General features: G+C 73.4%; 11 protein-coding genes and 1 pseudogene. 5 read left to right on the top strand and 7 right to left on the bottom strand.

What is annotated here, in order from left to right; translation table 11 throughout:
- Window positions 1-277: 277 nt before the first annotated feature.
- Entirely contained in the window at window positions 278-745 is a 468-nt protein-coding gene (locus tag QMZ92_RS33145) for a pyridoxamine 5'-phosphate oxidase family protein (RefSeq protein ID WP_283301276.1), read from the top strand.
- A gap of 193 nt (window positions 746-938) precedes the next feature.
- Here the strand turns inward: QMZ92_RS33145 and QMZ92_RS33140 are convergent, their stop codons facing one another.
- Entirely contained in the window at window positions 939-1,838 is a 900-nt protein-coding gene (locus QMZ92_RS33140) for a LysR family transcriptional regulator (protein ID WP_283301275.1), read from the bottom strand.
- A gap of 74 nt (window positions 1,839-1,912) precedes the next feature.
- On the opposite strand from QMZ92_RS33140, the gene QMZ92_RS33135 reads away from it, so the two are divergent.
- Window positions 1,913-2,953 (top strand): DMT family transporter, encoded by a 1,041-nt coding sequence (locus QMZ92_RS33135; protein ID WP_283301274.1) that lies wholly within the window; start codon window positions 1,913-1,915, stop codon window positions 2,951-2,953.
- Window positions 2,954-3,205: 252 nt separating this feature from the next.
- Here the strand turns inward: QMZ92_RS33135 and QMZ92_RS33130 are convergent, their stop codons facing one another.
- Window positions 3,206-4,537, bottom strand: a complete 1,332-nt coding sequence (locus QMZ92_RS33130) for an aminotransferase class I/II-fold pyridoxal phosphate-dependent enzyme (protein ID WP_283301273.1) — start codon at window positions 4,535-4,537, stop codon at window positions 3,206-3,208.
- A 36-nt stretch (window positions 4,538-4,573) separates the two neighbouring features.
- Here QMZ92_RS33130 and QMZ92_RS33125 point away from each other — a divergent pair, with 36 nt between their 5' ends.
- A complete protein-coding gene (locus QMZ92_RS33125; protein ID WP_283301272.1) occupies window positions 4,574-5,245 on the top strand; it encodes a pyridoxamine 5'-phosphate oxidase family protein in 672 nt (223 codons plus the stop codon).
- 167 nt (window positions 5,246-5,412) lie between these two features.
- Here QMZ92_RS33125 and QMZ92_RS33120 read toward each other — a convergent pair whose 3' ends face one another.
- The 3 genes and pseudogenes from QMZ92_RS33120 to QMZ92_RS33110 all read right to left on the bottom strand — a co-directional run bounded on the left by QMZ92_RS33120 (window position 5,413) and on the right by QMZ92_RS33110 (window position 8,184).
- Window positions 5,413-6,399 (bottom strand): DMT family transporter, encoded by a 987-nt coding sequence (locus QMZ92_RS33120; protein WP_283301271.1) that lies wholly within the window; start codon window positions 6,397-6,399, stop codon window positions 5,413-5,415.
- Window positions 6,400-6,630: 231 nt separating this feature from the next.
- Window positions 6,631-7,623: an EamA family transporter gene (locus QMZ92_RS33115; protein ID WP_283301269.1), complete on the bottom strand. Its 993-nt coding sequence runs from the start codon at window positions 7,621-7,623 to the stop codon at window positions 6,631-6,633.
- 58 nt (window positions 7,624-7,681) lie between these two features.
- Window positions 7,682-8,184, bottom strand: a pseudogene (locus QMZ92_RS33110) (peptidase).
- A gap of 308 nt (window positions 8,185-8,492) precedes the next feature.
- On the opposite strand from QMZ92_RS33110, the gene QMZ92_RS33105 reads away from it, so the two are divergent.
- Complete coding sequence (locus QMZ92_RS33105) at window positions 8,493-8,921, top strand: type II toxin-antitoxin system Rv0910 family toxin (RefSeq protein WP_283301268.1); 429 nt, start codon at window positions 8,493-8,495, stop codon at window positions 8,919-8,921.
- A 78-nt stretch (window positions 8,922-8,999) separates the two neighbouring features.
- Here the strand turns inward: QMZ92_RS33105 and QMZ92_RS33100 are convergent, their stop codons facing one another.
- Entirely contained in the window at window positions 9,000-9,605 is a 606-nt protein-coding gene (locus tag QMZ92_RS33100) for a PadR family transcriptional regulator (protein WP_283301267.1), read from the bottom strand.
- Between the two features lie 138 nt (window positions 9,606-9,743).
- Between QMZ92_RS33100 and QMZ92_RS33095 the strand changes: the two genes are divergently transcribed.
- A complete protein-coding gene (locus QMZ92_RS33095; protein WP_283301266.1) occupies window positions 9,744-10,565 on the top strand; it encodes a PhzF family phenazine biosynthesis protein in 822 nt (273 codons plus the stop codon).
- Window positions 10,566-10,712: 147 nt separating this feature from the next.
- Here QMZ92_RS33095 and QMZ92_RS33090 read toward each other — a convergent pair whose 3' ends face one another.
- Window positions 10,713-11,516, bottom strand: a complete 804-nt coding sequence (locus QMZ92_RS33090) for a CPBP family intramembrane glutamic endopeptidase (RefSeq protein ID WP_283301265.1) — start codon at window positions 11,514-11,516, stop codon at window positions 10,713-10,715.
- Window positions 11,517-11,540: the final 24 nt, after the last annotated feature.

Genomic DNA, 11,540 nt, shown 5'->3' with positions numbered 1-11,540 from the left:
GGCGGTGGTCGGACCTCTCATCAGCGTCTCCGACGGCACCCCTCGGACCCGGTGACACCACCCCCCAGGTCATCCGTTCGACAGGGGGCAACAGTCATGCCGGGCCCGGAGGCCAGCGGCCCTCTTGCAGGACCGCGAAAAACATAACGGGGATCCGGGTGCCCGGGCGCGCGACGGTAACGGGCATTGCCTCACAGGGGAAGAGCGCCCATCATTTCTGACACCACATCAGCCGGTCGGCCGGCGGAACGCCGGCTCGCGGGAGGAGGGGCCGCCGATGGCCATCACACAGCGCAGGGGCCGGCGGATCATGATGTCGCCCGCCGAACTGGACGCCTTCCTCGCCGAGCAGCGCACCTGCCGGGTGGCGACGGTCTCGCCCGACGGCATGCCGCACGTCAGTGCCCTGTGGTTCGCGTGGGACGGTACGTCGCTGTGGCTGTACTCGATCACCCGCAGCCGGCGGTGGTCCGAACTGCGCCGTGACCCGCGGATCGCGGTCGTGGTGGACGCCGGGGAGGAGTACGGCGAGCTGCGCGGCGTGGAACTCTCCGGGACGGCCGTCTTCGTGGGCGAGGCCCCGCGCACCGGCGAGCCCTGCCCGGAACTCGAGGTAGCCGAGCGGTTGTTCGCGCGGAAGAACTTCGGACTGGACTCGATGCCGCACGACGGCCGGCACGCCTGGCTCCGGCTGACGCCGGAGGCGATCGCGTCGTGGGACTTCCGCAAGCTGAGCGGGCTCTGAACCGGGCGCCCCTTTCGTGGCCTGCGGCGCCGCGGGGCACGGTGCAGGGGCGGCGGCGCGGGGCGGGGGCGGCCGACGAGCCGGTCCGGCAGGTGGCACGCCGCCCCTGGACCTCTGGGCCGCGGGACGTAAGCGGGCGCCAACGCGGGGCCCGCGCGCGGAGGAGACGCGCCCTGCGCTTGCCCGGCCGGCGTCAGGCCGTCGCCGCGGCCGACCGGAGCGCCGCGAGCGCCGCGCGGATCGACGGCCGGCGGTCGGCGTCCGTCCGCCAGACCGCGTAGACGTGCCGGCGTACCTTCTGCCGCACCGGGACGAGCCGGACGCCGTCGGGGACCGGCCCCCGACCCAGCCGCGGGGTCACGCACACACCGAGGCCCGCCGCGATCAGTGCCAGCTGGGTGTGGTGTTCGCCGGCGAGGTGGACGATGCGGGGTTCGATTCCCCTGGCGCGCAGCGTGAACACCAGCCACTCGTAACAGAACTCGCCCTCGGGCCAGGAGACCCAGTCGTCGTCGGCGAAGTCCGCGAGATCCACGTCGGCTCGGTCGGCGAGCGGGTGACCGGCGGGCATCGCCACGTCGGCGGCGTCGTCCAGCAGCGGTTCGCGCGTGAGCCCGCCCGGGACGGGGAGCCGCTTGTTGCTCCAGTCCAGCGCCACCGCCAGATCGAGATCGCCCCTGATCACCTGGCGCAGGGCGTACTCCGGTTCCAGTTCGCTCGTACGTACCCGCAGGTCGGGGTGGTTGGCGCGGAGGGTGGTGAGCGCCGCGGGGAAAAGGCCCCGGGCGGCCGTCGGGAACGCCCCGAGCCGCACCTCGCCGACCACCTGGCCCCGCTGCGCCTCGATGTCGGACTGAGCCAGCTCGACCTGCGACAGAATGCGGGCGGCATGGTCGGCGAGCAGGCGTCCGGCGTCCGTGAGCCGCACCCCGCGCCCGCTCCTGGCCAGCAGCTGCTGGCCCACCTCGCGCTCCAGTTTGGCCATCTGCTGGGACACGGCCGAGGTCGTGACGTGCAGTCCGTCGGCCGCGGCACTGACGGAACCGTGCCGGGCCAGGGCGTCCAGGGTCCGTAGGCGCTCCAGGTTCAACATGTAAGCAATGCTAATCAAACAACTGAAAGAAATCTCGCTTGTTCTAAGAAGACATGGGCTCCAGGCTGGACCCCATGACCACCGCCACGCCGCCCTCGCGCACGGAGCCCGCCACGGGATCCGCGTCCGCCCCCGCCACGCCCGCTCCCCCCGCGGCCCCGCCCTCCACCGGGCGCGGCCACCCGGCCTTCGGCTGGCGCCTGAGGTTCGCCGTGCTCGCCCTGATCTGGGGCTTCAGCTTTCTGCTCATCAAGGTCGGCACGGAGGGCTACGCGCCGTTCCAGGTCACCTTCGGCCGGCTGCTCTTCGGTACGGCCGTGCTGGCCGCCGCCATGGCGGTGCGGGGCGAGGGGCTGCCTCGCGGGGTGCGCACCTGGGCACATCTGACCGTCGCGGCGTTCTTCCTCAACGCGCTGCCCTTCTCGCTCTTCGCCTATGCGGAGCTGACCATCCCCTCGACACTGGCCGGGATCTGCAACGCCACGTCCCCGCTGTGGGGCATGGCGCTGTCGCTGGTGGCGCTCTCCGAGGACCGGCCGACCCGCCGACGTGTCGCCGGCCTGGGCATCGGTTTCCTCGGCGTGCTCACCGTGCTGGGCGCCTGGCAGGGCTTCTCCGGGCTCGACGTCGGCGGCACGGCGATGGCCCTGCTCGCCTCCCTGAGCTACCCGGTCGGCTGGATCTACGTCCGGCGTACGCTCGCCGGCTCGTCCCGTTCCCATCTGTCCCTGACGGGGGCGCAGCTGATGCTGGCGACACTCCAACTGGCAGTGGTGACACCTCTGTTCACCAGACTGCCGAGCTCGTTCCCGGTGGTTCCGCTGCTCGCGGTGGTCGCCCTGGGCGCACTGGGCACCGGGTTCGCCATGCTGCTGCAGTACGGACTGGTCGCCGAGGTGGGACCCACGACCGCGACGATGGTCACGTACTTCATCCCGGTCATCGCGACTGCTGCGGGAGTCACGCTGCTCGACGAGAAGCTGGGCTGGAACACTCCCGTCGGCGCCCTGATCGTGCTGGCGGGCGCCGCGCTCACCCAGAACGGGTCCGGACCGAGGCGTGCGGGGAAGGGTGTCCGCCCGCCTCGGGCACGGACGCGCCGGAACCGGTCGTGACCCCGTACGGGCCCGGGCGGAGCGGCCGCGGCGACCGGCCGCGACCGCGTGCTCGCGGCCCGGCGTGTGCGCGGGTGCCCTGCGNGCACGGACGCGCCGGAACCGGTCGTGACCCCGTACGGGCCCGGGCGGAGCGGCCGCGGCGACCGGCCGCGACCGCGTGCTCGCGGCCCGGCGTGTGCGCGGGTGCCCTGCGGGGCACCTCGCCGTCCCGGCGGTCGCCGCTCGGGCCGGCCGGCCCCGTACGTCCGCTCAGCCGTAGCTGCGCGGACGTACGGGGCCGGCCGCCAGGGCCACCGCGTCGGCGAGCACGGAGATGTCGTCGGCCGCCAGGCCCGACACGGTGAGTCGCACCGCCGGCGGTGAGGAGATGCGGAAGCGGGCACCCGGCGCCACGGCCCAGCCGGAGTGCAGCAGCCGGGCCACCGTGCCCGTCTCGTCGGCCACGGGCACCCACACGTTCATACCGCTGCGGCCGCGAGCCTCGACTCCGCGCTCCGCCAGGGCCCTCAGCAGCGCGTCGCGCCGCTCGCCGTAGGCGGCCGCGACGGCCGGCGGGTCGACGGCCCCGGAGGTCCACAGCTCCACGACGGCGCGCTGGGTCAGCCGGCTGACCCAGCCCGGGCCGAGTTGCTGCCGCCCCTGGACCCGGTCGAGGGTCACCCGGTCTCCGGTGAGCACGGCGAGCCTGAGGTCGGGACCGTACGCCTTGGCCACCGACCGTACGAGCACCCAGTGGTCCGTGACACCGGCGAGGGGACACAGCGGCTCGCCGACGATCGCATGGCCGTGGTCGTCCTCGACGAGCAGCGTCCGCGGGTACCGGCCGAGCACGTCGCGGAGTTCGCGGGCGCGGGACGCGGAGACGACGGCACCCGTGGGGTTCTGCGCCCGGTCGGTCACGATCAGGGCCCTCGCCTCGCGGCCGAGCGCCCGCTCGACGTCCTCGGGGCGCGGACCGTCGTCGTCGACGGCGACCGGAACCGGCCGCAACCCGAGCGCCGGGACCAGGTCCAGCAGGCTCCCCCAGCCGGGGTCCTCCACGGCCACGGCGTCGCCGGGCCGGAGATGGGCGTGAAGCACCCGCTCGATGGCGTCGAGCGACCCGGAGGTGACGGCGACCGGGCCCTCCGGCACCCCGTCCGCGTCCAGTCCGGCACGGGCGAGCCGCGCCAACTCGGGGTCCACGGCGTCCTGCCCGTAGAGCACCGGCCGGGCGTCGTGATGGCGTGCAGCGGCCGCGAAGGCGTCGTGGAGCGGGGGCAGCAGGGCGGCGTCCGGGTTGCCCTCGGAGATCTGCCGTACGCCGGGCGGGGCGTCGATCGTGAGCGAGCCGCGCGCCGTACTGGCCGGCCGTTCACGCACACGGCTGCCCCTGCGGCCGGCCGTCTCGATCACGCCGCGGTCGCGCAGCGTCCGGTAGGCGGCCGCGACGGTGTTCGGATTGACCCCCAGGGAAGCCGCCAGCTCCCGCATGGGGGGCAGCGATTGGCCGGGGCGGAGCTCTCCCGACCCGACACCTCGCTCGATGCTGGCCGCGATGTCCGATGCGCCGCGCCCTTCGATCCGATACTCTCCTAGCACAAACAGAATTATGCACTAGTGCAACAGGAGAACGCAATGGCACCGTCCCAGGAGACGCCGACCTACCGGTCCACCGACCGGACCGTCCCCACCAGGGCGCGGGAGCGCGCGTCCCACGACCGCGCACTGGTGCACTCGATACTCGACGAGACCTCCGTCTGCCATCTCGGCTTCGTGCGCGACGGGGCACCGGTGGTACTGCCGACGCTGTACGGCCGGGTCGGCGACGTGCTCTACGTGCACGGCTCGACCGGATCCCGTCCGCTGCGCATGGCCGGCCAGACCGATCCCGGCCTGGAGGTCTGTCTGACCGTCACGCACGTCGACGGCCTGGTGCTCGCCCGCTCGGCGTTCCACCACTCGATCAACTACCGGTCGGTGGTGGTTCACGGCACCGCCCGCCAGGTGACCGACCCGGAGGAGAAGCGCACCGCTCTCGACGCCCTCGTCGACCATGTCGTCCCCGGCCGTTCCTCCGACTCGCGTCCGGCCAACGCCAAGGAGCTCGCCGCGACGGCCGTGCTCCGGCTGGATCTGGACGAGGTCTCCGCCAAGGTCCGGACGGGCGGACCGAACGACGACCCGGAGGACCTGGCGCTTCCGCACTGGACCGGCGTCGTCCCGCTGGTCCGGGGCCATGGCGTGCCGGTCCCCGCGGACGACATGGACCCGTCGGTGGTCCTGCCCCCGTACCTGTCCTCGCTGTAGGGGCCGGCCTCCGGAGAGGCCGGCCGGACCGTGTGACGCCCGCGGGCGTCACACGGTCCGACGCCGAGAGGCGGGCGAACGGGCCGCGGTACGGCGGGCGGAACCGGGCACGTCGGGCAACGGTTCCGCCCTTCGTCGTGGTCACCGGCGCCGACGGGGCCGCAGGATCAGGCCGCCACGTCCACGGCGCCGCGCCGCCCGGCCGGCCGGGACTCCTGCCAGGCCAGCCCGACCACCGCCGTGAGCAGGACCACCGTCCCGGCCACCGTTGCCGAGGTCAGCCGCTCGTTCAGCGCCATCACGGCCAGGACCGCTGCGCTGACCGGCTCCAGAAGCATGATCACCGACACCGTCGCGGCGCGGACGACCGCCGCTCCCGCGAAGTAGAGCGCGTACGCGAGCGCCGTCGGAACGGCGGCGATGTACACCAGCATGCCCAGCACCCGCAGCGGCTCCGCGGTGTGCGGCAGGAGCCCCTCGACGAGCGCTGCCGGCAGCAGCCCGACGGCGCCGACCACGAAGGTCCACATCGTCGTCGACAGGGGATCGGGACCGTCGCCGCCCCGGCCGAGCCAGCGGGTCAGCAGGGTGATGGCCGCGTAGCCCGCCGCCGAGACGACCGCCAGTGCCACGCCCACCGGCCGCACCGTGCCGCTCCCGCCGCCCAGGACCAGCACCACGAGCCCGGTCAGCGCTCCGGCGACGGCGACGATCCCGCCGCCCCCGAGCCGCTCCCCCATGGTGATCCTGGCGCCGAGGGCGATCAGTACGGGCCCGGCGCCCAGGGTGACGACCGTGCCGACCGCCAGCCCGGTCTGTTCGACGGCGGCGAAGTAGGAGCTCTGGAAGACGGTCAGACCGACGCCGGTGCCGAGGATGCGCAGCAGCCTGCGTCGGCGCGGTTCGGGCCTGGCCGCGACGGCGCCGCCGCTCCGCGCCGCCCGGCGTCCGCGCAGCGCGAGCGCGCCCGCGAGCAGCAGCAGCCCGCCGAGGCAGCGCCAGAAGGACAGGGCGAGCGGGCCCAGATCGCTGACCTCGAAGACCAGTGAGGCGGCCGCCCCCGCGGTCCCCCAGGCCAAACCGGCCACGACGAGGTAGAACAGGCTGCGCCCGACGGGCAGGCCGGTGACGGCAGCCGAAGATGGATTCGACACGTAAGTACTCCGTGCTGGGTGTCCGGGAAAGCCCCGGAGGCCCGCCCCGAAGGGTGGGGAACACGTCCCACGACGGGCCGGAAGACAGGACAGTTGGCCGCTGGACTCCACACGCGGGCAGCGACGAACCGTCCGGGGGACTCCACACCCCGGACCCGGTCTTCGTCGGCGGAGAACCGCCCGCGCTACGCGGCGGGCGGCGGGAGGACGGTCGAATGCATGATCGCCACCCTAGACCGCAGCCCGCTCGGCAGCCAAGTCGCCGTCGGCAGCACCGGACACGGTGCCGGAGCCGCCTGCCACCGGTCCGGATGCGGCCTTCGGCGTGGAGGACTGGGCGATGAAAGCGCCCACCAGCACCACGGCACCGCCGGCGATCTGGGGCGCCGAGAGGTGCTCGCCGAGCAGGACCCAGGCCAGCATCGTCGCGATCACGGCCTCCAGGCAGGCGACGACTCCCGCGACCTGCGGCGAGAGCCTGCGGACGGACACGACGCCGGTGACGTAGGCGACGACCGTGGCGATCAGGACGATCCAGCCGAGCAGCAGCGCCGCCGGGACGGTCGTGCCGGCCAGGGCGGCGCCGCCGCCGAGCACCTGCCAGTCCATCCCCCACGGGCGGGCGACGACGGTCAGCACGAGCGCACCGACGAGCAGTCCGTACGCGATGACGCCGAGCGGATCGGCGGCGTCGTCGCCGTCGGCGCCCTGGGCGGAGAGGACGAAGTAGCCGACCTGGCAGCAAGCCGCCCCGAGGGCGAGCAGCAGGCCGATCGCGTCGAAGCCGAGCCCGGACCAGACCTCGACCACGCAGGCGAGTCCGCCGACGGCGAGGACGACACCGACGGCGGCGGCGCGGGTGACCGGGCGGCGCTGGACGAAGCGGACCCAGGCGAGGACGAGGGCGGGGGCCAGGTACTCGATGAGCAGCGCCACGCCCACGGGGATGCGGGAGATCGCGGCGAAGTAGCAGGCCTGGACACCGGCGACGGCGAGCATTCCGAATCCGGCGAGCAGCGCCGGCTTGCGTATCAGCAGGTCGCGGTGGCGCCAGGCGACGGGAAGCATGACGAGGGCAGCACCGGCCACTCGCAGCCACACCACATGCAGGGGGTCGAGCCCCGCTTCGATGAGCGGCTTGGCCGCCACACCTGAACCACCGAAGGCGAACGCCGAGGCCAGGGCGAGTCCCAGCCCGGCGCTCCTTTCCCGAGACGCGTGCATCGGCACATCATGGCAGCCCGAGTCAGGAGCGTCACATCTGTCGCACCTGTTGAGACGGTTAGCCGATCCGGCGGGCCAGCAGGTCGGGGTCGACCCCCGCACGCACGAGGACTTCCGCGGCCCTGGAGTCGCGGTCGGCGGCGAGTCCGGCGAGCAGATCGAGGCCGCCGGGCCGGGGCTCCCCGCGCTCCGCTGCCCGCTCCCGCGCCCGCAGCACGGCGGCGGCGGCCGACGGCGACCAGCCCGTCCGCGCGGAGTCCCGGACCGCCGGGACCGCGCCGGAGTCCTCGACCGTCACCTGCCAGCGCAGCCCGTACCCGATGCTGCGCTGCACGAGATAGCCGAGGACGCGGGCGACCTGGTCCGGGCCGCCGAAGGCCGCCCGCACGTCGGGTTCGGACTCGACCAGGGAGTGCAGCAGATGCGCCGTGTCGATCTGGCGGTCACCGTCCCGCAGCGCACGCCGGCGACGACCGGGGCCAGTTCCTCGTAGAGTCCGGCGTCGGTCCCGGTGGGGGCGGGAGCGGGCTGCTGGGGAACGCGCGGGACAGGGAAGTGCACGGTCCCACCCCATCAGCCGCGGACGGCCCCGGTCATCGCCGCATGGGAGCATTCGGGCATCCCGCGGAGGGTGGGCACCGCGTGCCGCGCCTCCTCCTTGCGGAGGAGGCGCGACCCTCACGAACGGTTCCGGGCGCTCCCCCGCCGGCGGGAGACCGTCGGGCACCGACCTCGGAGACCGCGGCGCATCGGCGGCGAGGCGAACGGATCTGACAGCCCATCAGTATTGAATGTTGCGGGCCGCGCGGCTACGTTCCGACGGCACCGGGACCCGGGGCCACCGAGCCCGACGAGAAGGGGTGGTCGTCATGGCCGAGGTCAGCGCGGACGCACTCATCGGGGCACCTGCCGCGAAGGTGTGGGCCCAACTGACGGACTTCGCTTCCTACGGCCGGTGGAACGCCACCCACACGAGCTTCCCGCAGGGCGCTCCCGGGACCCTCGAGACCGGCGCGAACTTCACCGAGAGCATGAAGCTCATGGGCTTCCCGGCGGAGGTGCAGTGGACGGTGGAGGAACTGGAGCCCGAGCGGGTCCTCGCGATCAGGGGCAAGGGCCCGATGGGCGTCCTCGTCGGCACCCGCTACACCCTCACCCCGGAAGGCGGCGCGACGACCGTTCGCATCGACGGGGAGTTCACGGGCGCCGCCGTCTCGCTGATGGCGGGCAAGCTCAGGGACTCGGCGACCGCCGCGCTCAACGAATCACTCCGCAAGCTGGGCGGGCTCGTGAGCTGACGGGCCGGAGGCGCGCAGGAAGGGCCCCTCACGGGGCTCTTCCTGCGCGCCCGGCGGGCGGCCGGGCGCAGGCGGGACTCAGTCCTCGTCGGCCAGGATCAGGTACAGCTTCTTGCGGGCCTCGTTGATCACCGAGATCGCCTTCTGCCGCTGATCCGGGGTGCCCGTCTTCCAGACCTGACCGAAGGCCTCCATGAGCCCGAATCCGGCCTGACGGATCTCGTTCATGGCTTCCCAGTCGATCCCGCGGCCGGCCTCCTCCCAGGGCGCGTCGGGAACCGTCTCGGCCTCGGCGCGTCCCGTCCCGGTGAGCGTGAAGAGCTTCTTGCCGCCGTCGCTCTCGCTGGTGATCAGCCCCTCGTCCTCCAGGAGCTGAAGAGTGGGGTACACCGATCCGGGGCTGGGCTTCCAGGCCCCGCCGCTGCGCTCGCCGATCTCCTGGATCATCTCGTAACCGTGCATCGGGCGGTCCTTCAGCAGGGCCAGGATCGAGGCGCGCACATCACCGCGGCGAGCCCTCCCGCGGCCGCGGCCGCGACCGCCGCCCCACGGGGGGCCACCGAACCCCGGCCCGAACGGGCCGAAGGCGGCACGGCGCCCCTCGTGCTCACCACGACCGTGATGACCGGGCCCGCAACCGCCCTGTCCCGAGCCGGGTCCGAAGCCGTGTCCATGTGAACGCATCACACGCTCCCTCTATCGTCGATCTGTCGCGATGGTTCAACGATATATCGGAATACTTCGATTGACAATCGCCGAGCGGTCCAGATGACCGGGATTGGCCTTGGCCTGCGGCGCCGTCCGCGCCCTACCGTCGGCGCCATGCGGATTCGAATCGTGGACGCCTTCACCGACCGGCCCTTCGCGGGCAATCCCGCCGCGGTCCTGCTGCTCGACACCGACGCCTTCCCCGACGACGGCCGGCTCCAGGCCGTGGCGACGGAGATGAACCTCTCCGAGACGGCCTTCGCACATCCGCTGCCCGAGGGCGGCGAGGCGGACTGGGCGCTGCGCTGGTTCACACCGGCCACCGAGGTGGACATGTGCGGGCACGCGACACTCGCCACGGCCCACGTCCTCCACCGGACCGGCACCGCGAGCGGCACCGTGCGCTTCGCCGCGCGCTGCGGGATCCTGACGACGACCGTGCACGAGGACGGCTCGATCACCCTGGACCTCCCCGTGTCGTCCCTGACCCCGGTAGAGGCTCCGGACGGCATCGCCGACGCGCTGGGAGCCGCTCCGCTCTCGGTCCTGGACACCTCGGACCACATAGGCGATCTGCTGGTCGAGCTCTGCGACGAGGCGGCCGTCCGCGGTCTGCGCCCGGACATCCGCGCACTCGCCGCCCACTCGCAGCGCGGGATCATCGCCACGGCGGCGGCCGCGAACCCGGGGGAGGGGTACGACTACGTCTCGCGCTGCTTCTTCCCGAACGTCGGCATCGACGAGGATCCCGTCACCGGCAGTGCGCACTCCGCCCTCGCGCCGTTCTGGTCGGCGCGGCTGGACCGACCGGAGCTGACCGGGCTGCAGGCCTCCGCCCGCTCCGGCCTGGTGCGGACGGCGCTGCGCGGCGACCGCGTCCTGCTCACCGGCAGCGCCGTGACCGTCGTCGACGGCGAACTGCTCGTCGCCCCCTGACCGGGTCGCGGCCGGTCACGGGGCCGCCGCGGGCACGGCAGCCGGGGCCCGCCCCGGGGGTGCGGGAGGGGCGTACGACGGTTCTCCCGCCGTACGCCCCTCGGCGCCATGCTCCGCGCCTCGCGCCGCGGCCGGCCACGGCACACCTCATGCCGTGGGCAGCCAGCCCACCTTCCCCGCCAGCAGTCCATAGCCCACGAAGGCGACGATGTCGAGAAGCGCGTGGGCGGCCACGAGCGGCCCCACCCGGCCCCAGCGGCGGTACAGCAGGACGAAGACCACGCCCATCACCATGTTGCCGACGAAGCCGCCGATCCCCTGGTAGAGGTGGTACGAGCCGCGCAGCACCGAGCTGGCGACGAGGGCGCGGACCGGGCTCCAGCCCAGTTGGTCCAGCCGCCGCAGCAGGTACCCGACGACGATGACCTCCTCGACGACGGAGTTCTGCACCGCGGAGAGAATGAGGACCGGGTACTTCCACCACACGTCGGGAAGTGACTCCGGAACCACTGTGAGGTTCGCCCCCGCTGCCCTGACCACCAGGTAGAACGCCAGCCCCGCACTGCCGATACCGGCCGCCACCAGCGCACCGCGTCCCAGGTCGGACCACGGCTTGGTCCGGTCGAAGCCGACGGCCCTCAGCCCGCCGGCGCCCTCCCTGAGCAGCAGATGGCCGACGAGGACGACGGGAACCAGCGCCGTCGCGATCCCGAACAGCTGCCACGCGAGGTCGAGCCACGGCCGGCCGGGCGCGTAGGAGCTGTTGAGGTTCGCGGCCTGGTCCGCGAGACCGCCGGGCTTCGTCAGCGCCCCGATGAAGCTGATGAGCGACGACACCGCGCTGGCACCCAGCGAGAGCGCCAGGACGATCAGGGTCTCGGACCGCAGTATCCCGCGCGGCAACCCCCCGTCGGGGACCGATCCGGACACCCGTCCCGCCTCCGCCTGCACACTGCCTCCCGTTTCCTCGGTCCC

The sequence above is a fragment of the Streptomyces sp. HNM0645 genome (assembly GCF_030056615.1).
GTDB lineage: Bacteria > Actinomycetota > Actinomycetes > Streptomycetales > Streptomycetaceae > Streptomyces > Streptomyces marianii.
This window is presented reverse-complemented; position numbering and strand designations above follow the sequence as displayed.

What these genes read in the sequence shown, in the direction of transcription:
- QMZ92_RS33125 (WP_283301272.1), top strand. Translation starts at nt 4,574, where the DNA reads ATGGCACCGTCCCAGGAGACGCCGACCTACCGGTCCACCGACCGGACC.
- QMZ92_RS33115 (WP_283301269.1), bottom strand. Translation starts at nt 7,623, where the DNA reads ATGCACGCGTCTCGGGAAAGGAGCGCCGGGCTGGGACTCGCCCTGGCC.
- QMZ92_RS33100 (WP_283301267.1), bottom strand. Translation starts at nt 9,605, where the DNA reads ATGCGTTCACATGGACACGGCTTCGGACCCGGCTCGGGACAGGGCGGT.
- QMZ92_RS33135 (WP_283301274.1), top strand. Translation starts at nt 1,913, where the DNA reads ATGACCACCGCCACGCCGCCCTCGCGCACGGAGCCCGCCACGGGATCC.
- QMZ92_RS33145 (WP_283301276.1), top strand. Translation starts at nt 278, where the DNA reads ATGGCCATCACACAGCGCAGGGGCCGGCGGATCATGATGTCGCCCGCC.
- QMZ92_RS33140 (WP_283301275.1), bottom strand. Translation starts at nt 1,838, where the DNA reads ATGTTGAACCTGGAGCGCCTACGGACCCTGGACGCCCTGGCCCGGCAC.
- QMZ92_RS33105 (WP_283301268.1), top strand. Translation starts at nt 8,493, where the DNA reads ATGGCCGAGGTCAGCGCGGACGCACTCATCGGGGCACCTGCCGCGAAG.
- QMZ92_RS33095 (WP_283301266.1), top strand. Translation starts at nt 9,744, where the DNA reads ATGCGGATTCGAATCGTGGACGCCTTCACCGACCGGCCCTTCGCGGGC.